We start from the raw sequence: 22998 nt of genomic DNA on the forward strand, positions 1-22998 counted from the left end.
GCAAGAATACCGAGGCGGCGCGGGGGATCTCGCGCCGTTTCCCGCCGGAAAGCCCCGCCGAAACCTCCGACAGGTCGCTTTCCGAAACCCCTGCACCGGACCGGTCCATTTCTCCCCAAGGTCCCGCATAGGAGCAGCTCAATGCCCGTTTTGTGGCTTTTCATCCTCGTTCTGGCCCTTGGCCTCATCGGATTTGTTCTCGGGCGCGCACGTGCGCTCAAAGATGCGCAGGGCGACATTCGCCTGCTTCATTCTTTGCCAAGTTATTACGGGTCGAACGTGCTTCTGGCCACGCTGATCCCCGGTTTTGCGGTTCTCGTGCTCTGGCTGATCGTTCAGCCGATGGTGATCCACGGCCAGGTGGCCGGAATGATCCCGGAGCGCGGTCTGAGCGATTACGGTTCCCTCAACCTTGCCATGTCCGATGTGCGGCGTGTGGCCGAAGGTCTCGACATTGCGGTGGAGCAGGGCGCCCTGAGCGCGGAACAGGCGCGCGACATCCGTACCGAGTTCACCGACATTCGCGGCCGCCTCGGAGAGGTCGGTGTCGCCCTCGGCTCCAACGTACAGCCCTACGTGCTGCAAGCGGCGCAGAAATACCGCGCGATGAACGCGACCGGCCATTGGCTGATGAGCGCCGCCGTGATCGCCGCCGCCATCGCGGGCTTTGCCATCGCCTATATGCGGACCGGCAAGGATATGCGCGCGCGCAATTCCGTCGAGCGCGTGATCCTGATCCTGCTGCTGTCGGCGGCCTCCATCGCGATCCTGACCACGATCGGCATCGTGTTATCGCTGATCTTCAACACCATCGAATTCTTCAAGCTCTACCCGGCCACGGATTTCTTTTTCGGCACCACATGGTCGCCCTCCTTCGGTGGCGGGTCCGAGCTTGGCATCCTGCCGTTGTTCTGGGGCACCTTCTATGTGTCGATCATCGCACTGATCGTCGCGGTGCCGATCGGGTTGTTCGCCGCGGTCTATCTCTCGGAATATGCCGGGCCGAAAGTGCGCGCAATTGCCAAGCCGCTTCTCGAAGTGCTCGCGGGGATCCCGACCATCGTCTACGGTCTCTTCGCGCTTCTGACCGTCGGGCCGCTCCTGATGTCCATCTTCGGACAGGACGGCGGCCTCGGCTGGATGCAGGGCGGGCGTTCGGTGATGACCGCCGGTCTGGTGATGGGGGTGATGCTCATCCCCTTCGTCTCCTCGCTCTCCGACGACATCATCAACGCGGTGCCGCAGGCGATGCGCGACGGCTCTCTGGGCCTCGGGGCGACGAAATCCGAGACCGTGAAACAGGTGGTTCTGCCCGCAGCCCTTCCGGGCATCGTCGGGGCTATCCTTCTGGCCGCCTCGCGCGCCATCGGCGAGACCATGATCGTGGTCTTGGGGGCCGGTGCCGCCGCCAAGCTCGATCTCAACCCGTTCGAGGCGATGACCACCGTGACGACGCGGATCGTCTCCCAGCTCACCGGCGATGCGGATTTCTCCTCGCCCGAAGCGCTGGTCGCCTTTGCCCTTGGGATGACGCTTTTCGTCATCACCCTCGCGCTCAACATCTTCGCGCTCTATATCGTGCGCAAATACCGGGAGCAGTATGACTGATGTCCGACTTTACCGCTGATAACGGCCCCACCAACGGGACGGCCAAAACCTCGCTCTTCACGCAAACCGCGCGGACCAAACGCCGGAACGCAGCTGAGACCCGGTTCAAGGTCTATGGCATCGGCGCCATCGCGCTCGGGCTGTTCTTCCTCGTGGCCCTTCTGTTCTCGATCGTCGCGAACGGAATTCCGGCCTTCAAGCAGACCTTCGTCACCATCCCGGTGGAACTGACCGAGGCCAAGCTCGACAAGAACGGCAACCGCGACCCGGCCGATCTCGCCAAGGTCACGACCTTCGGCTACAAGCCGCTGGTGACCAGTGCGCTGATTGTGGCGCTGAAAGAGCAGGGGATCGAGATCCCCTTCGCCAAGGAAAAGGATGTCGAGGACATCCTGTCCTCCTCGGTCGCCGCGCAGGTGCGGGATACGGTTCTGGCCAATCCCGATCTGATCGGACAGACGGTCGACTTCCGGTTGCTGGCCTCCTCCCGTGTCGACGGTTATTTCAAGGGCCGCGTGACCCGGGAAAGCCTCGTACGCGACAAGAACCTCGATGCCGAGCACCTCGATGTCGCCGACGCGATGGTTGACGCCGGTCTGATGAAGACCTCGTTCAACCCGGCCTTCATCTTTGGCTCCGACGCCTCCGAGAGCCGCCCGGAACAGGCCGGGATCGGGGTGTCCATGATCGGCTCCTTCTTCATGATGATCGTGGTGCTGTTCCTCGCGCTTCCGATCGGCGTGGCCGCCTCAATCTATCTTGAGGAATTCGCGCCACAGAACAAATGGACCGACCTGATCGAGGTGAACATTTCGAACCTTGCCGCCGTACCGTCGATTGTCTTCGGTATCCTGGGCCTCGCGGTGTTCATCCAGTTCGCCCACCTGCCGCAATCCGCGCCGCTCGTCGGTGGTCTGGTGCTGACGCTGATGACGCTGCCGACCATCATCATCTCGACGCGGGCGTCTCTGAAGGCCGTGCCGCCTTCGATCCGGGACGCGGCTCTGGGGGTGGGGGCGTCCAAGATGCAGTCGGTGTTCCACCACGTCCTGCCGCTCGCGATGCCGGGCATCCTGACCGGGACCATCATCGGTCTGGCACAGGCTTTGGGTGAGACCGCGCCGCTTTTGCTGATCGGGATGGTGGGTTTCATCGCGTCCAACATGCCCGACGGGATCACGGCAGGTTTCCTGTCGCCGAACTCCGCCATGCCGGCCCAGATTTACGAATGGGCCAAACGTGCCGACCCGGCCTATTATGAACGGGCCTGGGGCGGGATCATCATCCTGCTTGTATTCCTGATGACGATGAACATCATCGCCGTCATCCTGCGCCGCCGCTTCGAGCGCCGCTGGTAAAGAGATCAAAGGTTTAGACCCATGAACGATATGCGAATTGTGAGAAAAGACGTGGATATGAACGACACCAAAATCTCGGCCAAAGGCGTACAGGTTTACTACGGCGATACCCACGCGATTAAGGACGTGGATGTGGAGATCAAGGACAAGACCGTGACCGCCTTCATCGGCCCGTCCGGATGCGGCAAGTCCACCTTTCTGCGCTGCCTGAACCGGATGAACGACACGATCGACATCTGCCGTGTCGAGGGAAAGATCGAACTTGATGGCGAGGACATCTACGACAAGCGCGTTGATCCGGTGCAGTTGCGTGCCAAGGTCGGTATGGTGTTCCAGAAACCGAACCCTTTCCCGAAGTCGATTTATGACAACATCGCTTATGGGCCGCGCATTCACGGTCTGGCGAAAAACAAGGCCGATCTCGATGAAATCGTCGAGAAATCCTTGCGCCGCGGTGCGATTTGGGACGAGGTGAAAGACCGCCTGCATGCGCCGGGTACAGGGCTTTCGGGCGGTCAGCAACAGCGTCTGTGCATTGCGCGCGCTGTGGCGACCGAACCGGAAGTGCTCCTGATGGACGAGCCGTGCTCCGCGCTCGACCCGATCGCGACACTTCAGGTCGAAGAACTGATCGACGAGCTGCGCGAAAACTTCTCCGTTGTCATCGTGACCCACTCGATGCAACAGGCCGCCCGCGTGAGCCAGAAAACCGCTTTTTTCCACCTCGGTAACCTCGTGGAATATGGCGACACCGAACAGATTTTCACCAACCCGAAAGATGAGCGCACCGAGAGCTACATCACCGGCCGGATCGGCTAAGGGAGAGAGACGTCATGCATAACGACAGCAAACATATCGCCTCGGCGTTCGACCGCGACCTCGAAGCCATTCAGGCGATGATCATGAAGATGGGCGGGCTCGTCGAAGCCGCCATCAAGGACGCCGCTCAGGCGCTCGAAGAGCGCGACGTGGAACTGGCCGAAAAGGTGCGCGAGGCGGACAAGGCCATCGACCAGCTCGAAGAGGATGTCAACGAGGAGGCCGCACGCCTCATTGCGCTACGTTCTCCGACCGCTTCCGATCTGCGCACGGTTTTGACCGTGATGAAGATCTCGACCAACCTCGAACGCTGCGGCGATTACGCCAAGAATCTCGCGAAACGCACCGGCGTGCTCGTGAACATGCGCCCCATCGAAGGCGCCGCCCCCTCGATCCGTCGCATGGCGCGCGAGGTGGAGGAGATGCTGAAACTGGCGCTCGACGCCTATATCCAGCGCGATGTTTCCATGGCCAACGAGGTGCGTCACCGCGATCTCGACGTCGACCAGATGTATAATGCCCTGTTCCGCGAATTTCTCACCTACATGATGGAAGACCCGCGCAACATCACCGCCTGTATGCACCTGCATTTCATCGCCAAGAACATCGAGCGCATGGGGGATCATGCCACTTCGATTGCCGAGCAGGTGATCTATCTCACCACCGGAGAATTGCCGGAAGACGCCCGTCCGAAAGGTGATCTCACCTCGCAGGCCGCGGGTGCGGAGGATCTCTGATGTCCGCAGACCAGCCCCGTGTTCTTGTCGTCGAGGATGAACCCGCCCAGCGGGAGGTGCTCGCCTACAACCTCGAGGCCGAAGGCTTCGCCGTCTCCAAGGCGGAGAACGGCGACGACGCGCTTCTCTATGTGGACGAGGACAATCCCGACATCATTGTGCTCGACTGGATGCTTCCGGGGGTCTCTGGGATCGAGATATGTCGTCGCCTGAAGACCCGCCCCGACACCCGTGAGATTCCGATCATCATGCTTTCGGCCCGCTCCGAGGAGGTGGATCGGGTGCGCGGGCTTGAGACCGGCGCCGACGATTATGTGGTAAAGCCCTATTCGGTGATCGAACTGATGGCCCGCGTGCGCACCCAATTGCGCCGCGTCCGTCCGGCGGCCACCGGGCAGGTTCTGGAATACGAGGATATCCGCCTCGATTCCGAGACCCACCGCGTCACCCGTGGCGCCGATCAACTCAAACTCGGCCCGACCGAGTTCCGGCTTTTGTCCACCTTCATGGAAAAACCGGGCCGTGTCTGGTCGCGTGAACAGCTTCTGGATCGGGTCTGGGGCCGGGACATCTATGTCGACACCCGCACCGTGGACGTCCATATCGGTCGCCTGCGCAAGGCGCTGTGTCAGCATGGGGGAGAGGACCCGGTGCGCACGGTTCGTGGCGCGGGCTACGCGCTCGGCTGAGCTCCCAATCGGATATAGCGTGTAAAAAATGATCAAATCCGCACTGGCCTTTCGCAGGCCGGTGCTTTTTCGCACTGAAAACGCGATCAAAAATGCGGATCGCTTGCCGAGGCCCGTCCATCTGTGTTCAGATGATTTGAGCAAATTTCGATACGATCAGGGCCGGGCATGACAGATCTCTATTTCAAGGAACCCGCACATTTGCGGACCTATCGCGGCATTCGCGAGTTGATTCTGTCCGGCGATCTTGTACCCGGCGAACCTGTCACGATTCAGGGGCTGACCGACCGTCTCGGGGCGGGGATGACACCCGTGCGCGAGGCAATCCGGCGGCTTACCTCGGAAGGCGCGCTGATTTTTCATGGCAACCGCCGTGTTACCGTGCCCGAACTGACGCTCTCCGAGGTGGACGATCTGATTTTCGCCCGTTTGGCGCTGGAACCCGAGCTTGCGCGACGGGGCGCGGAGCGGATGACAGAACAGGGCATCGAAGATCTTATTGCCGTGGATGGCGAGATTGACATGGCGATGAGTCAGGGCGACATGCGCGGTTACATGATTTCCAACCATCGCTTTCACATGCAGCTCTACGCGCCGGGATGGAGTGAGGTGATCAGCCCGATCATCGACACGCTCTGGCTGCGCTGTGGTCCGGCGCTTCGGGTGATGTGTACGCGGTTCGGCAATCAGAACCTGCCGGACATGCATCAGGTGGCAATTGAGGCTCTGAGACGCCATGACCCGCAAGGTGTCGCGGAGGCGGTGCGGCGCGATATTCTTCAGGGGATGGAGAACATACGCGCCATTGTTGCGGAGACTTCCGAATTCACGTGATGCGTGATATTAGGTGGATATTACCTTGATTTCGCAGAAATCTTCGATGCCGTAGATGCCGCCTTCGCGACCGTTCCCCGAAAGCTTGTAACCGCCGAAGGGCGAGCCGTAGGAAATATCCGAGCCGTTGAGATGCACCATGCCGGCGCGAATGTCGTGTGCCATGGCAAGGCCACGCGCCTGGCTTTCCTCCGAGGCGCCGGTCTGGATATAGGCGGCCAGACCGTAAGGCGTATCGTTGGCGATCCGAACCGCGTCCTCGTCATCCTCGTAGGCGATCATCACAAGAACCGGACCGAACACCTCTTCCTGCGCGATCCGCATGTCGTTGGTCACATCACCGAACACCGTCGGGCGGCAGAAATAGCCGCGGTTGAAGCCCTCGGGGCGTCCGAGCCCCCCCGCGACCAGCCGCGCGCCGTCTTCGATGCCGGCCTGAATGAGGCTCTGCACCCGGTCGTATTGCATTTGCGACACCAGCGGCCCGATGTGATTGCCGGGCTGAGACGGTAGGCCGATTTGCGTCGCTTCCGCCACTTCTTTGGCAATGTCCATGGCTGTCTCGTAATGGCTCTGCGGGATCAGCATCCGCGTCGGCGCGTTGCAGGACTGGCCGGTGTTCTGGAAACAATGGCGCACGCCGCGCTTTACCGCCTCTTCGAAATCGCAATCGTCCAGCAGGATGTTCGGGCTTTTGCCGCCCAGTTCCAGCGTTACGCGTTTCACGGTCGAGGCGGCGGCTTTGGAAATCTCCACGCCCGCGCGGGTCGAGCCGGTGAAGGACACCATGGCAATATCGGGATGCGAAGAGATCGCGGCGCCGACCGTCGGCCCGTCACCGTTCACAAGGTTGAACACCCCTTTCGGCACACCGGCTTCTTCGAGAATTTCGGCATAGAGAAACGCGCTCATCGGGGTAAGTTCCGAGGGTTTCAAAATCATGGTGCAACCGGCGGCCAGCGCGGGGATGACTTTCAACGCGATCTGGTTGATCGGCCAGTTCCACGGCGTGATGAAGCCGCAGATGCCGATCGGTTCATGCACGATCAGATCGCCGGACCCGTTGCGATGTTCGAACTCGAACGCTTCCAGAGCTTTCACAACACCGTCCAGATGACCGATGCCAACGGCGGCCTGCGCCCGGTCGGAGAGCGAGATGGGCGCGCCCATTTCTTCGGTGATCGCGGCGGACATTTCGTCATAGCGGCTTTGATAGACCTCACGGATGGAGGCCAAAAGGTCAAGGCGCTCGGCTTTGGTCGTTTTAGAGAAGGACGGGAAGGCGGCTTTCGCAGCCGCCACGGCGGCATCCACATCGGCGGCCGTGCCCATGGCAACCTCGGCGAAAACCTCTTCGGTCGCCGGGTTGATCACATCCATCATCAAGCCGCCCAGAGGTTTGACCCAAGCCCCGTTGATATAGAACCGGTCGGTTTTCAACTCTGTCATTTTCGCCTCTTATCCTGTTGTATTTTATATTTTGTCGCGCAAAGCATACCACGTCATCGCCAGAGCCAGAAGCGGCGTCCGAAGGCTCGGCCCGCCGGGAAAACGCGGGCTCGGCAGCGATTGCATCAGATCGAACCGCGCCGCCTGACCCTCGACCGCCTCCGCAGCGATCTGGCCCGCGAGCGTTGCAAGCGCGACGCCCTGACCGGAGAACCCGGCGATGGACATGGAGGACGGCCCGAGACGCGCGAAATGCGGCAGGCGGGACATGGTAATGCCCAAAGTGCCGCCCCAGGCGTAGTCGAGTTTCGTGTTTTTCAGTTCCGGGAAGACGCCAAGCATCGGGGCGCGCACCTTGGCGCGAATGTCGGCGGAGAATTTATAGCCATAACTTTCACCGCCGCCGAAAATCATCCGATTGTCGGGGGACATGCGGTAGTAATTGATCACGAACCGGCTGTCAGCGACGGCGTGCCGGTTCGGGATCAGCTTTGCGGCAAGATCGGCGGGCAGGGGTTCGGTGACCGCGATGAAATTGTTGATCGGCATGACGTGATGCGCGACGTCATGATCGAGATTGTTGTGATAGCCGTTGAGCGCGAGGATCAGGTGATCGGCCTCAACTACAGCCTTGTCCGTATGGATGCGCGGCTTGCCTTTGGTCTCAATGCGCGTGACCCGTGACAGCTCATGAATGCGCGCGCCTGCCGCCTCGGCCAGACGGGCGATGGCGAAGGCATAGCGCAGCGGGTGGAGATGGCCGGAGCCCATATCCAAAGTGCCGGAATGGTAATCCTCTGAGCCGACCTCATGCCGCACCTCGTCGCGGTCGAGGTAACGGATTTTGTCATAGCCGTAGACCTTCTGCATGTGCTCGACATGCTGTTGCGAATGGTGCGAGAACCGCGCCCGGTGATTGGCGTGGATGACACCATCGCGCCAGTCGCAGTCATCGCCGCTTTCCCGGAGGATCGTCTTGACCCGGTCGACCGCCTCGGCGCCCAGATCCCAGAGCATCCGCGCGTCATCCATGCTGACGTGGGTTTCAAGCTCGTCCTGTTCGAGCCTCTGCCCCATGGAAACCTGACCACCATTGCGTCCGGAGGCCCCCGAGCCGACGCGGGAGGCTTCCAGAAGCACCACGTCCAGCCCGCGGCTTGCCATATGGAGCGCTGCCGACAGCCCCGCATAGCCGCCGCCGACGACGCAGACATCGGCTTTCACCCTGCCTTCCGCAGCCGGGTAGGGGCCGGGGGCGTCAGCCGTTGCGGCATACCATGACTGCGGATGTTCTCCGGGCCGGTCGTTGATGGTCAGAATGTCCATAAGGAAATCAGGCGTTCAGCCCCTCCGCATTGATCCGCTCCAGCGTCTCGTCGAGAGATTTGCGCGCGCGCTCAATGAGAATGTCGACCTCGGCTTTCGTGATCGTCAGCGGCGGCGAGATGATCATGCGATCACCGACATGGCGCATCACCAGATTGTTGGCGAAACAGCGCTCGCGGCAGATGTAGCCGACCGTGCCGCCGGGAGCCTTGAACTTCGCCCGCGTCGCCTTGTTCGGCGTGAGCGCGATGGAGCCCATCAGACCGACGATCCTGGCCTCGCCGACCAGCGGGTGATCTACCAGCGCTTCCCATTTTTCCTTGAGATAGGGTGCGATTTCCTTGCCCGCGCGCTCGACAATGCCTTCCTCTTCGAGAAGACGAATGTTTTCGAGTGCCACGGCACAGGCGACCGGATGGCCCGAATAGGTGTAACCATGGGCGAATTCGTCGCCCTCGTCGATCACCTTGGCGATCTTGTCGGAGACGATGGAAGCCCCCAAGGGGATATAACCCGAGGTGATGCCCTTGGCGCAGGTCATGATGTCCGGCGTGATGCCCATGGTCTCGGAGCCGAACCAGTTGCCGGTGCGGCCAAAGCCGGTGATGACCTCGTCGACGATCAGAAGGATGTCGTATTTTTTCACGATGCGCTGAATTTCCGGCCAATAGGTTGCGGGCGGCACGATCACGCCCCCGGCGCCTTGCACCGGCTCGGCGATGAAGGCCGCGACGGTCTCCGGACCCAGTTCGAGGATTTTTTCCTCAAGCTGTTGCGCACGGGCAAGTCCGAAGTCCTCGGGGCTCATGTCGCCGCCTTCGGACCACCAGTCGGGCTGGTCGATGTGGTGAATGCCGGGGATCGGCAGGCCGCCTTGGGCGTGAATGCCCTTCATCCCGCCAAGCGAGCCGCCGCCCATGGTGGAGCCGTGATAGCCGTTCCAGCGCGAAATCACGTTGAAGCGCTCCGGCTGGCCCTTGAGATCCCAGTAATGCCGCACCATGCGCAGGTTGGTGTCATTGGAATCCGATCCGGAGCCGTTGAAGAACACGTGGTTCAGATCGCCCGGCGCGATTTCGGCAAGTTTCTTCGCCAGCATAATCGCGGGAACATGCGAGGTCTGAAAGAAGGTGTTGTAGAACGGCAGTTGCTTCATCTGCCGCGCCGCCACCTCGGCCAGTTCCTCACGCCCGTAACCGACGTTGACGCACCACAGCCCGGCCATCGCATCGAGAATCTCCTCGCCCTCGCTGTCGGTCAGCCAGACGCCCTTGGCCCTTGTGATGATCCGTGCGCCTTTCTCGGCCAGTTCAGCCCCGAAGGTGAACGGGTGCATGTGGTGGGCGGCATCGAGCGCTTGCAACTCGGCGGTGGGCAGGTGGTTGTCTTGCATGGTCTTTATCCTTTGTCGCCAGACCGTCAGGGTATCGCCGCAGCGCGGGGCCGGGGCGAGGAAGCGGGTCTGAAGCAGGCCGGGGATCTTTTTGATCCGTCTCAGGAAAAATATGATCAAATTTTTGAGCGGTCAAGCAGGAGCCGCTGTGCACCCGCTCTCAGGGGGCTGTGTAAGGCCGCTGTGCCGAAGGATTGGGCAGCCTATCACGGAGCCAGCCGGATACAGGTCTTTGACATTTAGGAAAACCCAGATTACCTGAATTTATCAAACAAACCAACGGGGCAGAGGCCATGCAGCAGACGCAGATGAACATAGCCCCCCGTTTGCGGAGCCGGGTCTGGGCGCATCGCCGGATGATCGCGGTTTTGCTGTTGTGCCAACTCGGGCAGGTCTCCGCCTCGCTCCTACTGCCGGGTTTCAGCGCCGATGTGATCGACCGCGGAATCCTCGCTAGGGCGCCCGAAGTGATCTGGCAATTCGGGGGGCTGATGGGGCTTGCCTCCCTCGTGCAACTGCTTTTGAGCGTCGTCGCCGTGATGCTCGGGGCAAGAATTGCTTTTCAGATCGGGCGCGACCTGCGCGCCGACGTATTCGACAAGGTCCATGGGCTTGCTCTGTCGCAAGTGCAGGGTTTCAGCGTCGGCTCGCTCATCACGCGCTGCACCAATGATGTGTTGCAGGTTCAGACCATGGTGATCATGGCGCTCACGATGATCGTCATCGCGCCGATCATGGGGGTGGGCGGTGCGATCATGGCGATCCGTCAGGACGTGAAACTTTCGGGATTGTTGCTTGTGGCGGTGCCGGTTCTGGCACTGATCATCGGCAATCTGACGCTGCGCGCGACGCCGCTGTTTCAGATCATGCAGGGCCAGCTCGACCGGGTGAACGCCGTGCTGCGCGAACAGATCGAGGGCATCCGGGTGATCCGTGCCTTTCTGCAAAAGGACCGCGAGGCGGTGCGGTTCGCCCGTGCCAACACCGATCTGACCCGCACCGCCATCCATGCCGGACGGCTGATGTCGATGACCATGCCCTCGGTCTCGGCGGTGATGCAGATGGCTTCCGTGGCGCTGATCCGGCTGGGGGCGGATCGGGTGAGATCCGGCGAACTCGAAGTGGGCGCGCTGATCGCCTTTCTCTCCTATGTCTCGCTCATCCTGATTGCGGTGATGATGATGGGGATGCTCGTCGTGATGTTGCCGCGCGCGCTCGTCAGTGCCCGGCGGATCGACGATCTGCTAACCAGCCCCTTGCAGGTCGGTCCGCCCGCGCACCCCGTCGCATTACCCGCGAAAGGGCCGGGACTGCATCTCCGCTTCGAAGATGTCGGTTTCGGCTATCCCGGTGCACAGAACCGGGTTTTGGAAGAGATTACCTTCGATCTCGGTCCCGGCGAGGTTCTGGGCATCATCGGACCGACGGGTTCCGGAAAATCCACCATCGTCAATCTGATCGCCCGGCTGAACGACCCGAGCGAGGGACGCGTGACATTGGGCGGCGTCGATCTGCGCGACATTGCGCCAGAGGCTCTGGCCAGCCACCTCGGCTATGTGCCACAGAAGGCCTATCTGTTTTCCGGCACGGTGCGCGAGACCCTGAAGCTTGGTGCGCCCGAGGCTGACGATGCGATGCTCTGGCACGCGCTGGAGGTGGCGCAGGCGGCGGATTTCATTCGCGCCTTGCCCGATGGTCTGGACGCGCCGGTCGCACAGGGCGGCACGAATTTCTCAGGCGGTCAGCGCCAGCGTCTCGCCATCGCACGGGCGCTGGTGTGCGATGCCGACCTCTATCTCTTCGACGACAGTTTCTCCGCCCTCGATCAGGCCACCGATGCACGATTGCGCGCGGCCTTGCGTGCGGAGGTCGCCCATGCCGCCACCGTCATTGTCAGCCAGCGGGTGCTGTCGATCCGCGAGGCCGACCGCATTCTGGTGATCGAGCACGGACGGGTGGCGGGCTTTGCCCCGCATGAGGAGTTGCTGCGCGATTGCCCGGTCTATGCCGAGATCGTGCGCTCGCAGACGGGTGCGGAGGCGGCGGCATGAGCACGCGTGATCGAAATCTCGAACAGGTCGAACGCCCGGAAAATCAGAGCCCGCGACGCGGTCCCGGTGCCGGTCTCGGCGGTGCGAAACCGAAGGACGCGCGCCATGCGCTTGTGCGGGTGTGGCAGGCCTTCGGCCGGCGGCGTCCGGCGCTGGTCGCCACCATGTTCCTGAGCCTCGGCAGCGTTCTGGGCAGCACGATCGGTCCGTGGCAACTGGGCCTTGCGACGGATATTCTGGTGGGTGCGGACTATACCCACGCGGCCTTGCTGCGTCAGCTTGCGCTGGTTGCGGTGATCTATCTGGCAGCGGCAGGGCTGAACCTGTTGCAGGCTTGGCTGATCAACGACCTGGTGCAGAGCATGGGGCAGGGGCTCCGGGCCGAGGCGCAGGCGAAACTCGCGCGTGTGCCGCTCAAATGGTACGACGCCCAGCCGCGTGGCGAGGTGCTGTCGCGCTTCACCAATGACATCGACAACATGATCCAGAATCTCCAGCATGTCTCCAGTCAGGTCGTGCTGATGAGCATGACCATCGTGGGTGTTCTGGCGATGATGGCCTTTCTCTCGCCACCGCTGGCAGGCGTCGCCGTGATCGCAATCCTGATTTCGCTCGGGCTGACCCGGTTGATCGCGCGGGCGGCCAAGCCGCAATTCGCCGCGCAATGGCGCGAGACCGGGCATCTCAATGCCACGGTGGAGGAGAGCTTCACCGGCCAGACCTTGATCCGCGTTTTCGGTGCGCGTGAACGGGTCGATGCGCAATTCGCGGAACAGAACGACGCGCTGACACGGGCGGCGATGCGGGCGCAAATCCTCGCAGGCCTGATCCAGCCATTGAGCATGTTCGTCACCAACCTCGCTTATATCGCCGTGGTTCTGGTGGGGGCCTTCCGGGTGCTTGTGGGGAACCTGAGCCTTGGGGAGTTGCAAGCCTTCATCCAGTACATCCGCCAGATCGGCCAGCCGGTATCGCAGCTTGGCAGTATGGCGGCACAGATCCAGTCGGCGCTGGCCTCCGCCGAGCGGGTCTTCGAATTGCTGGACGCGCCGGAGATGTCGGCGGATGCGACAGGGGCGCACGCCGGGAAGGTTCGGGGGCATGTGGAATTCGATCGTGTGGGCTTTCGCTACCTGCCGGATCAGCCGCTGTTCGAAGACGTCAGCCTTGAGGCGCAACCCGGCCAGATGCTCGCCATCGTCGGGCCGACGGGGGCGGGCAAGACGACGCTGGTCAACCTGCTGATGCGGTTCTACGAAATCGACAGCGGCGCGATCCGGCTCGATGGGCGGGATATTCGCGATCTGTCGCGCGCGGAATTGCGCCGAGCGATGGCGATGGTCTTGCAGGACACATGGCTCTTCACCGGCACGATCCATGACAACATCGCCTATGGCCGTCCGGACGCCAGCCGCGAAGAGGTGATCGCGGCCGCACGTCGCTGTCACGTCGACGATTTCGTCCGCACCCTGCCCGAAGGTTATGACACGGTGCTCGACAATGGTGGCGCGGCGCTGTCGCAGGGACAACGGCAGTTGATCACCATCGCCCGGGCTTTTCTGCTCGATGCGCCGATCCTGATCCTTGATGAGGCGACGAGTTCTGTGGACACCCGCACGGAAATGCTCATTCAACGGGCCATGGCGGAACTGCGCGAGGGCCGCACGAGCTTTGTCATCGCGCACCGGCTCTCCACCATCCGGGACGCCGGTCTGATCGTCTATATGGAGGCGGGCAGCGTGCGGGAAACCGGCACACATGAGGCGCTCATGGCACTCAAAGGCGGGTATTGTCGGTTGCAGGGGCAGCCGGACTGAGGTTGCCCAAAGCGTTCTGTCGTGAGGGCGTAAACTTGCCCGCTTCCCCTGAATTGCTCATTTACACTTCCCCCTCGAACCGGAACAGGGCGAGGCTGCGTTCGCGTTCGTTGATCGCGAGTTTGCGGTTGATCGGGGCCTGAGCGCGTGAGGCGCAGTTCCGGCGTTCACAAAGGTAGCAGTTCAGTCCGATGTCCGTCGGTTCAGTTGTCCCGAGATCAAGCCCGTCGGCATACACCAGACGGGCCGCATAGGAGAGATCGCAGCCAAGCCCGATCGCATGTTTCTGTGCCGGCGCATTATACGTGCCGCCGACACGGGTTACGGTGCGGGCAATCGACAGATAGCTTGCGCCCTCCGGCATCCGAATGACCTGTGTCTGAACCTGCTCCGGGGTCTCGAAGGCGCCATGGATGTTCCAGAGCGGGCAGGTGCCGCCAAAGCGCGAAAACGGAAAGCGCCCGGCGCTGAAGCGTTTCGACACGTTTCCCGCCCGGTCGATCCGGACGAAGAAGAACGGTACGCCGCGCGCTTCCGGGCGTTGCAACGTGGACATGCGGTGTGCCACTTGTTCATAGCTCGCGCCGAAGCGGTGGCCGATGAGTTCGACATCGTAGCGCTCCTGTTCGCAGGCGGTCAGAAAGCGTTTGTAAGGCATGAGCAGGGCGGCGGCGAAATAATTGGCGAGGCTGACACGGGCGAGACTCTGGCTTTCGTCACCGTCAAACCCCGCGTCGGTCATTACCTCTTCGATCAGCGTCTCGTGTTCGAGCCGGGCAATGAGTACGCCCATCTGAAAGCGGCGGCTGTGTTGAGCCAGAAGCTCGGAAAGCATCAACTCCTTGCGGTGAGGGTCATAGCGGCGCAAGGCACCGCTCATCACGCTGGCGGGGAGGATGCGTACCCGGATGCCATGGTGTCTCAGCCGTTCTGTGAGGGCGACGTGCGGCTCCTCGCGATGCAAGCCCATGTCATTGGCTTGCGCTTCGGCGGCTTCGTCGATTGGCGCGATATAATTGCGATTGGTATAGAACCAGTCACGCACACGCTCCACCGGGCGGGCGATCTGGCCCAGCACTTCGACCTTGTTACGATCCGTGAGCGGGTTCTCGTCGGTCTGGCTGCGCATCATCGCATCGGTGTGCTTGCCTTGCAGGCGCACCAGAGCCGCGGCGATCCGGGGCGAGGCTTGCAGCACAGCGTCGATCTCGCTTTGCGGCAGGCGCGGCAGTTCGAGCGCCGGATCTTTCAGCACCGCTTCGAAATCCGCCGTGAGCTGCGTGTCGATTTCGGGCGCAAGCTCGGAGATGTTCATGTCGTAGACTTGCGCGAGCTTCATCAGAAGTTTCGCGGAGGCCGGACGCTGATCGGTCTCGATCAGGGTGATGTAGCTGGCGGAGACGTCGAGCTGTGCCGCCATTTGTGCCTGTGTCAGTCCCAGAGACTTTCGCAGCACCCTGAGCCGGTTGCCGATGTTCAGTTTTGCGCCGCGCTGGCTCATGCCTCATTCCTCCCATGCGCCACAGCCATGTGACAACCTTACAAACCGCTTCGGATAAAAGTTACAATAATTACAATATAACCATTTAATTACAAATAGATAATGAAATTTAAAATGACATTACTAATCTGACTACAGGAATCGCATGCCGATGCATACAGAAATTTGAAACTCATATGAAGGAGGGGGCAATGGCTCTGGATCTGACACACTCGAAGGCGCTGGTGCTGCGCGATGTTGCGGGGGCGGAGCGTGTACTGACGCCGGAGGCGCTGGACTTTCTCGTTGTGCTGAATGCCGAATTCGCCACGCCACTGCGCGCGTTGCTGGCGGCCCGCGTCTCGCGTCAGCATGGCTATGACACGGGCCATCTGCCGGAATATCTCCCCGAGACGCAGGACATCCGGCGCGGTGACTGGCAGGCGGCGGGGGTGCCCGAGGCGTTGCAGGACCGCCGGGTGGAGATCACCGGCCCGGTGGATCGCAAGATGATGATCAACGCGCTGAACTCAGGAGCGAAGGTTTTCATGGCGGATTTCGAAGATGCCTCCGCGCCGCGCTTCGATGTGATGATCGCCGGGCAGGTGAACCTGATGGATTACCGCGACGGAGGCCTCAGTTTCGATGATCCGGCCACCGGCAAGGCGTATCGGACGGGGGAGCAGACGGCTACGCTCATCGTGCGTCCGCGTGGACTGCATCTCGAAGAGGCCAATGTGCTGATCGACGGTCAGCCGATGCCTGCGGCGCTTTTCGACTTCGGTCTGCATGTCTTTCACAATGCCCATGAGCTGCATCGCAGCGGGCGGGGGCCGTTCTACTACCTGCCGAAACTGGAAAACCACCGTGAAGCACGGCTCTGGAATGCGATTTTTGTCTGGGCGCAGGAGCGGATCGGTCTGCCACAGGGCACGATCAAGGCGACGGTTCTGATCGAAACCCTGCGTGCGGCTTTCGAGATGGATGAGATCATCTGGGAACTGCGCGATCATATCGCCGGGCTGAACTGTGGTCGCTGGGACTACATCTTCAGCTATATCAAGACCCTGCGCGCCCATCCCGAGTACACGCTGCCGGACCGGGCGCAGGTGACGATGGACAAGGCCTTTCTGGCCACCTATGCGGCGCGGCTTGTGAAAGTTTGTCACCGTCGCGGCATTCACGCCATGGGCGGCATGGCGGCGCAAATCCCGGTGAAAGGCGACGCGGCGGCCAATGAGGCGGCTTTCGAGAAGGTCCGGGCCGACAAGCTGCGCGAGGTGCAACTGGGCCATGATGGCACATGGGTGGCGCATCCCGACCTTGTGCCCGTCGCGATGGAGGTCTTCGACTGCCACATGCCGGAAGCCAATCAGATCAAGCGCCCTCGGCAATATTACCGGATTGAGGAGCACAAACTTCTGGAGCCGCACAAAGGCACGATCACCGAGGCGGGAGTGCGGATGAATATCTCCGTGGCTCTGGAGTACCTGTCGCAATGGCTGTCGGGCCGGGGCGCCGTGCCGATCCACAACCTGATGGAAGACGCCGCCACCGCTGAGATCAGCCGCGCCCAGCTCTGGCAATGGATGCGGCATGGGGCCGAGGTGACGCTTGAGGATGGCGGTACGCGGGTGATGAGTGCGGATTGGTTCGGCAAGCTGTTGCAGGCCGAGGTTTCCGATATTCTCGACCGCATCGGCCCGGCGGAATTCCACCGGGGCCATTACGCCTCGGCGCTCCGGCTTCTGCATGAGGCGGTGACGGCGCGCGAGATGCCCGATTTCATCACGGTCCCGGCCTATGACGTATTGAACGCTTTCGACTGATGGACCCGATCACGCAATTTTCTCCCTTCGGCGGGCCGCTGACCAAGCCCTTGCCCGCCTGTCTGCTCAAACTGCCACAGAGAGGATATATCATGGCACAGCACAAAACCTATGCCGAACTGCGCAAGGAACTTGAAGCCCGTTACCCGAGCGGCCAGACCCCGGGCGGCGTCACCGTGGACGACATCATCCAGCTCAGGATCCAGAACACCTATGACACCCATCTGGACATTGCCCGCGACATGGCGACGGTGATGCGCGTCGATATGGCCGCCTATGATGCCGATGCAACGAAATTCACCCAATCCCTTGGGTGCTGGTCCGGTTTTCACGCCCAGCAGATGATCAAATCCGTGAAGCGCCTGAACGGCACGTCCAAGCGCACCTATGTCTATCTCTCCGGCTGGATGGTCGCCGGTCTGCGCAACACCTGGGGGCATCTGCCGGATCAGTCCATGCATGAGAAAACTGCGGTGGCCGACCTTATTCGCGAGATTTACACCTCGCTGCGTCAGGCTGACGAAGTGGCTCTGAACGATCTGTTCAAGGAGTTGAAGCTGGCCACTACGGAGGAGGCACGTAAGGCGGTGATCGAAAAGATCGACACGTTCGAGAGCCATGTCGTGCCGATCATCGCCGACATCGACGCAGGTTTTGGCAATGAGCATGCCACCTACCTTCTGGCGAAGGAACTGATCAAGGCCGGTGCCTGCTGTCTCCAGATCGAGAACCAGGTTTCGGATGCCAAGCAATGCGGTCATCAGGACGGCAAGGTCACGGTCCCGCGCGAGGATTTCATCGAGAAACTCCGTGCCTGTCGTCTGGCCTTCGAGGAGCTTGGCGTCGATGATGGTGTCATCGTGGCGCGTACCGACAGTCTCGGGGCCGGTCTGACGCAGAAAGTGCCCGTGTCGTTGGCTCCGGGCGATCTGGCCTCCGACTATATCAAGTGGCTCGACACCGAACAGATCACGGAAGAAAACCCGATCTCAGAAGGCGATCTGGCGCTCTATCAGGGCGGCGCGTTCGTGCGTCCGCGTCGCCTGCCCAACGGTCTTTTCCCATTCAAACCGAACACCGGGCGCGCCCGTGTGGTCGAGGATTGCATTGCCTCCCTGACACAGGGCGGGGCCGATCTTCTGTGGATCGAAACCGACACGCCGAATGTTGATGAGATCGCCGGTATGGTGAATGAAATCCGCAAGAAGGTGCCGAATGCGAAGCTCACCTACAACAATTCGCCGTCGTTCAACTGGACACTCAACCTGCGCAAACAGGTGCGTGCGCAATGGCTGGCCGAAGGCAAGATCACCGAGGCCGATTATCCGACAGGTAATGAGCTTATGAAAGCCGATTTCGATGAAACCGAACTGGGGCAGGAGGCGGATGCCCGTCTGCGCAATTTCCAGACCGATATTTCGACGAAAGCGGGTGTGTTCCACAACCTGATCACGCTGCCGACCTTCCACCTCACGGCGAAGGCGATGGATGAACTGAGCCATGGTTATTTCGGGGAGGACAAGATGCTGGCCTATGTCGCGACCGTGCAGCGTCAGGAAATCCGTCGCGGCATTTCGGCGGTCAAACATCAGCACGAGGTCGGTTCCGATCTCGGCGATGCCTTCAAGGAAATGGTCGGGGGCGAACGCGCGCTGAAAGCGGGCGGGGCGGCCAACACTATGAATCAGTTCGCGGCGGAATAAACCTGCATAGCCCGCCTTTGGGGGCAACAGCCAAGGCCGCCGGGGCGATTGAGGGGTCTTTCCCCCGGCATCCTCCGCGCCGCTCCGGTCCTCGGGGCGGCGCATTTCGTTCAGTCCGTCACGGCAGCCCGTTTGACTCGGTAGGTTTTGTAGGGGAGGGCGATGAGGAAGATTGCGGTCAGGAGCAGGATGATCGTCGGTGCAGGGGCGCTGTCGAGCCAGAAGCTGAGATAGGTGCCGCCCAGCATGGAGGTGAGGCAGATCACCACCGCCAGCCCGAGCATCCGGCCGAAACGGCGGGTGAGCAGAAAGGCAATGGCACCCGGTGCGATCAGAAGTCCGACCGCGAGGATCAGCCCGGTGGCGGTCAGTGTCGCCACAATGGTCAGTGAGATTGCGGTCAGCAGCCCGTAATGCAACAGCCCGACAGGAAGCCCCGAAGCGCGTGCCTGCGCCGGATCGAAAGCGTGCAACATCAGGTCCTTCCACTTGAGCAGCAGGGCGGCGGAGACGACAAGCGCGATGGAACCGGCGGTCCAGAGATCCTGCGATCCGACGCCCAGCATATTGCCGTAAAGGATGTGATCGAGATGCACCTCCGAGGGGGTTGCCACGAACAAGACGATGCCAAGCCCGAACATGCCGGAGAAGACGACGCCCATGACTGTGTCCTGTTTGACGCGGCTGTTCTGCGCCAGATAGCCGGTAGAGAGTGCTGTGACCATGCCGGCTGCGAAGGCGCCTAAGATCAGCGGCAGGCCGAGGATATAGGCCAGCACCACACCCGGCAGGATCGCATGGCTGATCGCATCGCCCATGAGTGCCCAGCCCTTGAGCACCAGAAAACAGGACAGAAGTGCGGTCGGGATCGCCACGATCGCCGAGATCAGGAAGGCGTTCTGCATGAAACCGAACTGGAAAGGCATGAGCAGCGTGTCGATCATTGGCTGTCCTCCACCGCATTCGGGGCAAGCGCTGCGCGGGCCTTGGCTCTGGCGGCCAGAATCCCGTGTTTTGGGGCAAGGACAAAGGCCGTAAGGAAGATCAGCGTTTGCAGACAGACGATGATCCCGCCGGTTGCTCCGTCGAGGAAATAGCTGAGATAAGCCCCGAGGAAGCTTGTCATCGTGCCGATCAGAACGGAGGTCACAATCAGGCGGGGGAAGCGGTCGCACAGAAGATAGGCCGTAGCCCCCGGCGTCACCACCATGGCAACGACGAGAAAGGCTCCGACGGTCTGCATCGCCGCCACCACGGAGGCGGACAAGAGCACGAAGAACACGGCTTTCAACAGGCCCGGACGCAGGCCGATGGAGCGGGCGTGGTTTTCGTCGAAAAACACCACCATCAGATCCTTCCATTTCATCAGAAGGACGGCGAGGGACACGACCCCGATCAACGCCAGTTGCAATGTGTCCTCGGGGGTGATGGCTAGAATATTGCCCATGGTGATGCTCTGCACTGAAATGGCCATGGGGTTGAGAGAGACCATGAACAGGCCGAGACCGAAGAAGGAAGTGAAGATCAGCCCGATCACCACGTCGATCTTGAGGCCGGAGCGTTCCGACAGGAATAGCATGGCGGCGGCGGCCAGCCCGCCGGAAAGAAACGCGCCCAAGGCGAAGGGCAGGCCGAGCATATAGGCTCCGGCCACGCCGGGGACGACGGAATGCGACAGCGCATCGCCGATCAGAGACCAGCCCTTGAGCATCAGGTAGGCGGAGAGAAAGGCGCAGACCCCGCCAACGAGGGCGGACACCCACATGGCGTTGGTCATGTAGCCATAGCTGAAAGGCTCCAGCAGGCTCATTCTTGTGCCTCCTGAGTTTTCTCGCCTTGTGTTTTTTCTTCCTGCGCCGGATCGCTCAGAACATGGGTCTTGTTGCCGTAACGGACCAGAGGCCGCTCGTCATCGGTCAGGATGGTGACATGGCGCGGGTCATCGTCATCATGCAGATCGGCACCGCCGAGGGTGAACTGCCGCAGCACGCCCCCGAAAGCCTGTTCGAGGTTTTCGCGGGTGAATGTCGTCTCGGTCGGGCCATAGCCCAGCACCGTGCCCTTGACCAACACCGTGCGGTCGCAGAACTCCGGCACGGAGCCGAGGTTGTGCGTGGAAACCAGCATCACCCGACCTTCGTCCCTGAGTTCCCGCAAAAGGGCAACGATCTGTTCCTCGGTCTTGACATCGACCCCGGTGAAGGGTTCGTCCAGCAGGATCACCTGACCTTCCTGCGCCAGCGCCCGGGCGAGGAACACGCGCTTTTTCTGCCCGCCCGACAGCTCACCGATCTGACGATGCCGGAACTCCAGCATGTTGACCCGTGACAGCGCCGCCTCGACGGCTGCGTGATCGGCTCTGGACGGGCGGCGCAGGAAGCCCATATGTCCATAGCGCCCCATCATCACCACATCCTCGACCAGCACCGGAAAGGACCAGTCGACTTCCTCGGATTGCGGCACATAGGCGACGAGGTTGCGGCGCAGAGCCTCGCGCACGGACAGGCCGAGAAGGCGAATGTCGCCCTGTGCCACCGGCACAAAGCCCATGATCGCCTTGAACAGGGTCGATTTTCCGGCCCCGTTCACGCCGACAAGTGCCGTGACCGTGCCGCGCGGAATCTCGAAGGACGCATGGCGCAGGGCGGTATGGCCGTTGCGATAGGTCACCGTCACGTCGCGGGCTGTGATGCCGCCGCCCGGGCCCGCCTGAACAGGGGGGGAGAGGGGGGCTGTCACGTTGCTTTCGGTCATCACAGGTCTTTCTGCCGGAAGGGTCGGCGGCCCAAAACGTGTAAGACCTGCCCCGCGGAAACAGCCAGAAACGCACAGCCGGAGGCGTGGTCGCGGGGCAGGTAGTATCGTCAACAGGTTGCGCTTAGTCTGAACCGGCTGCAAGCCCATTGGCCACCGTTTCCGAGGTGACGCGCAACAGATCGAGATAGCTCGGCACCGGCCCGTCCGGCTCGGACAGGCTGTCGACGTACAGCACGCCGCCGTAGCGCACGCCGGTCTCGCGGGCGACCTGTTCGGCGGGGGCAGTGTTGACCGTGCTCTCGCAGAACACCACCGGGATGTTGTGTTCCCTGACCCCGTCGATCACTGCGCGCACCTGTTGCGGCGTGCCCGTCTGGTCCGCGTTCATCGGCCAGAGATAGAGCTCCTTCATGCCGAAATCGCGCGCGAGATAGGAAAACGCGCCTTCGCATGTCACCAGCCAGCGCTGATCCTCCGGCAGTTTGGCAATCTTTTCACGCAGGGGCTCAAGCGTGGCGCGCAACTCGTCCTTGTAGGCGCTCGCATTTGCCGCATAGATCGCGGCATTGTCGGGGTCGCGTTCGGCAAAGGCCTTCTCGATATTGTCGATGTAGATCAATGCATTGTCGAGCCCCATCCAGGCGTGCGGGTTGGGTTTGTCCTCATAGGCGCCCGAAGTGATGGAGATCGGGTCGATGCCTTCGGACAGCGTCGCTGAGGGCACGTCCTTGAGGTTCGACAGAAATTGCTCGAACCACAGTTCGAGGTTCATGCCGTTCCACAGGATGAGATCGGCATCCTGAGCGCGCACGATGTCGCGCGGCGTTGGCTCATAGCCGTGAATCTCTGCGCCCGGTTTGGTGATCGACACCACATCGGCGGTGTCCCCGGCCACATGACGGGCCATGTCGGCCAGAACGGTGAAAGTCGTCACGACCTTCATGCGGTCTTCATCGGCCATGGCCGGGGTGCCCAGAAGAGCGGCCAAGCTGACGGCCCCAAAAAGGCGGGAAAGGGAGGAAGTCATCGGCGGTCCTTTTGTCTTTCCAGTTCAGGTTAATGATAGTCATTCGCAAAAATATGTAAATGATAATTATTCGCAATAGTCAACAGTAATGAGAATGATTATCATCTTATTGTCAAAACAG

The 22998-nt window shown here is 61.4% G+C and carries 18 protein-coding genes; 10 read left to right on the forward strand and 8 right to left on the reverse strand.

The window, feature by feature from the left end:
• The first annotated feature begins 141 nt into the window (after nt 1-141).
• The 6 genes from pstC to C8N42_RS03165 all read left to right on the forward strand — a co-directional run bounded on the left by pstC (nt 142) and on the right by C8N42_RS03165 (nt 6045).
• Entirely contained in the window at nt 142-1608 is a 1467-nt protein-coding gene (pstC, locus tag C8N42_RS03140; protein WP_107815097.1) for a phosphate ABC transporter permease subunit PstC, read from the forward strand.
• Nucleotides 1608-2966, forward strand: a complete 1359-nt coding sequence (gene pstA / locus C8N42_RS03145) for a phosphate ABC transporter permease PstA (protein WP_107815098.1) — start codon at nt 1608-1610, stop codon at nt 2964-2966. Before pstC ends, pstA begins: the two co-directional genes overlap by 1 nt.
• 21 nt (nt 2967-2987) lie before the next feature.
• A complete protein-coding gene (pstB, locus tag C8N42_RS03150; RefSeq protein WP_107815099.1) occupies nt 2988-3785 on the forward strand; it encodes a phosphate ABC transporter ATP-binding protein PstB in 798 nt (265 codons plus the stop codon).
• Between the two features lie 14 nt (nt 3786-3799).
• Nucleotides 3800-4522, forward strand: a complete 723-nt coding sequence (gene phoU, locus C8N42_RS03155) for a phosphate signaling complex protein PhoU (protein ID WP_107815100.1) — start codon at nt 3800-3802, stop codon at nt 4520-4522.
• A complete protein-coding gene (phoB, locus tag C8N42_RS03160) occupies nt 4522-5211 on the forward strand; it encodes a phosphate regulon transcriptional regulator PhoB (protein ID WP_107815101.1) in 690 nt (229 codons plus the stop codon). Before phoU ends, phoB begins: the two co-directional genes overlap by 1 nt.
• A 168-nt stretch (nt 5212-5379) precedes the next feature.
• Nucleotides 5380-6045 (forward strand): GntR family transcriptional regulator, encoded by a 666-nt coding sequence (locus C8N42_RS03165; protein ID WP_107815102.1) that lies wholly within the window; start codon nt 5380-5382, stop codon nt 6043-6045.
• A gap of 9 nt (nt 6046-6054) precedes the next feature.
• Here the strand turns inward: C8N42_RS03165 and C8N42_RS03170 are convergent, their stop codons facing one another.
• From C8N42_RS03170 to C8N42_RS03180, 3 genes are read right to left on the reverse strand one after another with little or no spacing between them, the layout of a single operon-like run.
• Complete coding sequence (locus C8N42_RS03170) at nt 6055-7494, reverse strand: aldehyde dehydrogenase family protein (RefSeq protein WP_107815103.1); 1440 nt, start codon at nt 7492-7494, stop codon at nt 6055-6057.
• A gap of 24 nt (nt 7495-7518) precedes the next feature.
• Entirely contained in the window at nt 7519-8820 is a 1302-nt protein-coding gene (locus C8N42_RS03175; RefSeq protein ID WP_107815104.1) for an NAD(P)/FAD-dependent oxidoreductase, read from the reverse strand.
• A gap of 7 nt (nt 8821-8827) precedes the next feature.
• A complete protein-coding gene (locus C8N42_RS03180; protein ID WP_107815105.1) occupies nt 8828-10213 on the reverse strand; it encodes an aspartate aminotransferase family protein in 1386 nt (461 codons plus the stop codon).
• A gap of 308 nt (nt 10214-10521) precedes the next feature.
• Between C8N42_RS03180 and C8N42_RS03185 the strand changes: the two genes are divergently transcribed.
• On the forward strand, nt 10522-12264 hold the full coding sequence (locus C8N42_RS03185) for an ABC transporter ATP-binding protein (protein ID WP_211309141.1): 1743 nt from the start codon (nt 10522-10524) through the stop codon (nt 12262-12264).
• Entirely contained in the window at nt 12261-14081 is a 1821-nt protein-coding gene (locus C8N42_RS03190) for an ABC transporter ATP-binding protein (RefSeq protein WP_107815107.1), read from the forward strand. The genes C8N42_RS03185 and C8N42_RS03190 overlap by 4 nt, the downstream gene beginning before the upstream one ends.
• 61 nt (nt 14082-14142) lie before the next feature.
• On the opposite strand, the gene C8N42_RS03195 is transcribed toward C8N42_RS03190, so the two are convergent.
• Entirely contained in the window at nt 14143-15582 is a 1440-nt protein-coding gene (locus C8N42_RS03195; protein ID WP_107815108.1) for a helix-turn-helix domain-containing protein, read from the reverse strand.
• Between the two features lie 191 nt (nt 15583-15773).
• Between C8N42_RS03195 and aceB the strand changes: the two genes are divergently transcribed.
• Both aceB and C8N42_RS03205 read left to right on the forward strand, forming a co-directional pair.
• The gene (gene aceB, locus C8N42_RS03200) at nt 15774-17390 is read left to right on the forward strand and encodes a malate synthase A (RefSeq protein WP_107815109.1); all 1617 of its coding nucleotides are present in this window, start codon (nt 15774-15776) and stop codon (nt 17388-17390) included.
• 92 nt (nt 17391-17482) lie between these two features.
• On the forward strand, nt 17483-19093 hold the full coding sequence (locus C8N42_RS03205) for an isocitrate lyase (RefSeq protein WP_107815110.1): 1611 nt from the start codon (nt 17483-17485) through the stop codon (nt 19091-19093).
• A 110-nt stretch (nt 19094-19203) separates the two neighbouring features.
• Here C8N42_RS03205 and C8N42_RS03210 read toward each other — a convergent pair whose 3' ends face one another.
• From C8N42_RS03210 to C8N42_RS03225, 4 genes are all read right to left on the reverse strand, one after another.
• Complete coding sequence (locus C8N42_RS03210; protein ID WP_107815111.1) at nt 19204-20037, reverse strand: metal ABC transporter permease; 834 nt, start codon at nt 20035-20037, stop codon at nt 19204-19206.
• The gene (locus C8N42_RS03215; protein WP_107815112.1) at nt 20034-20903 is read right to left on the reverse strand and encodes a metal ABC transporter permease; all 870 of its coding nucleotides are present in this window, start codon (nt 20901-20903) and stop codon (nt 20034-20036) included. The genes C8N42_RS03210 and C8N42_RS03215 overlap by 4 nt, the downstream gene beginning before the upstream one ends.
• The gene (locus tag C8N42_RS03220; RefSeq protein WP_107815113.1) at nt 20900-21847 is read right to left on the reverse strand and encodes a manganese/iron ABC transporter ATP-binding protein; all 948 of its coding nucleotides are present in this window, start codon (nt 21845-21847) and stop codon (nt 20900-20902) included. Before C8N42_RS03220 ends, C8N42_RS03215 begins: the two co-directional genes overlap by 4 nt.
• A 124-nt stretch (nt 21848-21971) precedes the next feature.
• On the reverse strand, nt 21972-22877 hold the full coding sequence (locus C8N42_RS03225; RefSeq protein ID WP_107815114.1) for a metal ABC transporter substrate-binding protein: 906 nt from the start codon (nt 22875-22877) through the stop codon (nt 21972-21974).
• Nucleotides 22878-22998 lie beyond the last annotated feature (121 nt).

It is taken from the genome of Celeribacter persicus, assembly GCF_003050785.1.
GTDB lineage: Bacteria > Pseudomonadota > Alphaproteobacteria > Rhodobacterales > Rhodobacteraceae > Celeribacter > Celeribacter persicus.

Bases quoted from the DNA above. Each gene is read 5' to 3' on its own strand.
- pstC (WP_107815097.1), top strand. From the start codon at position 142: ATGCCCGTTTTGTGGCTTTTCATCCTCGTTCTGGCCCTTGGCCTCATC.
- pstA (WP_107815098.1), top strand. From the start codon at position 1,608: ATGTCCGACTTTACCGCTGATAACGGCCCCACCAACGGGACGGCCAAA.
- pstB (WP_107815099.1), top strand. From the start codon at position 2,988: ATGAACGATATGCGAATTGTGAGAAAAGACGTGGATATGAACGACACC.
- phoU (WP_107815100.1), top strand. From the start codon at position 3,800: ATGCATAACGACAGCAAACATATCGCCTCGGCGTTCGACCGCGACCTC.
- phoB (WP_107815101.1), top strand. From the start codon at position 4,522: ATGTCCGCAGACCAGCCCCGTGTTCTTGTCGTCGAGGATGAACCCGCC.
- C8N42_RS03165 (WP_107815102.1), top strand. From the start codon at position 5,380: ATGACAGATCTCTATTTCAAGGAACCCGCACATTTGCGGACCTATCGC.
- C8N42_RS03170 (WP_107815103.1), bottom strand. From the start codon at position 7,494: ATGACAGAGTTGAAAACCGACCGGTTCTATATCAACGGGGCTTGGGTC.
- C8N42_RS03175 (WP_107815104.1), bottom strand. From the start codon at position 8,820: ATGGACATTCTGACCATCAACGACCGGCCCGGAGAACATCCGCAGTCA.
- C8N42_RS03180 (WP_107815105.1), bottom strand. From the start codon at position 10,213: ATGCAAGACAACCACCTGCCCACCGCCGAGTTGCAAGCGCTCGATGCC.
- C8N42_RS03185 (WP_211309141.1), top strand. From the start codon at position 10,522: ATGAACATAGCCCCCCGTTTGCGGAGCCGGGTCTGGGCGCATCGCCGG.
- C8N42_RS03190 (WP_107815107.1), top strand. From the start codon at position 12,261: ATGAGCACGCGTGATCGAAATCTCGAACAGGTCGAACGCCCGGAAAAT.
- C8N42_RS03195 (WP_107815108.1), bottom strand. From the start codon at position 15,582: ATGAGCCAGCGCGGCGCAAAACTGAACATCGGCAACCGGCTCAGGGTG.
- aceB (WP_107815109.1), top strand. From the start codon at position 15,774: ATGGCTCTGGATCTGACACACTCGAAGGCGCTGGTGCTGCGCGATGTT.
- C8N42_RS03205 (WP_107815110.1), top strand. From the start codon at position 17,483: ATGGCACAGCACAAAACCTATGCCGAACTGCGCAAGGAACTTGAAGCC.
- C8N42_RS03210 (WP_107815111.1), bottom strand. From the start codon at position 20,037: ATGATCGACACGCTGCTCATGCCTTTCCAGTTCGGTTTCATGCAGAAC.
- C8N42_RS03215 (WP_107815112.1), bottom strand. From the start codon at position 20,903: ATGAGCCTGCTGGAGCCTTTCAGCTATGGCTACATGACCAACGCCATG.
- C8N42_RS03220 (WP_107815113.1), bottom strand. From the start codon at position 21,847: ATGACCGAAAGCAACGTGACAGCCCCCCTCTCCCCCCCTGTTCAGGCG.
- C8N42_RS03225 (WP_107815114.1), bottom strand. From the start codon at position 22,877: ATGACTTCCTCCCTTTCCCGCCTTTTTGGGGCCGTCAGCTTGGCCGCT.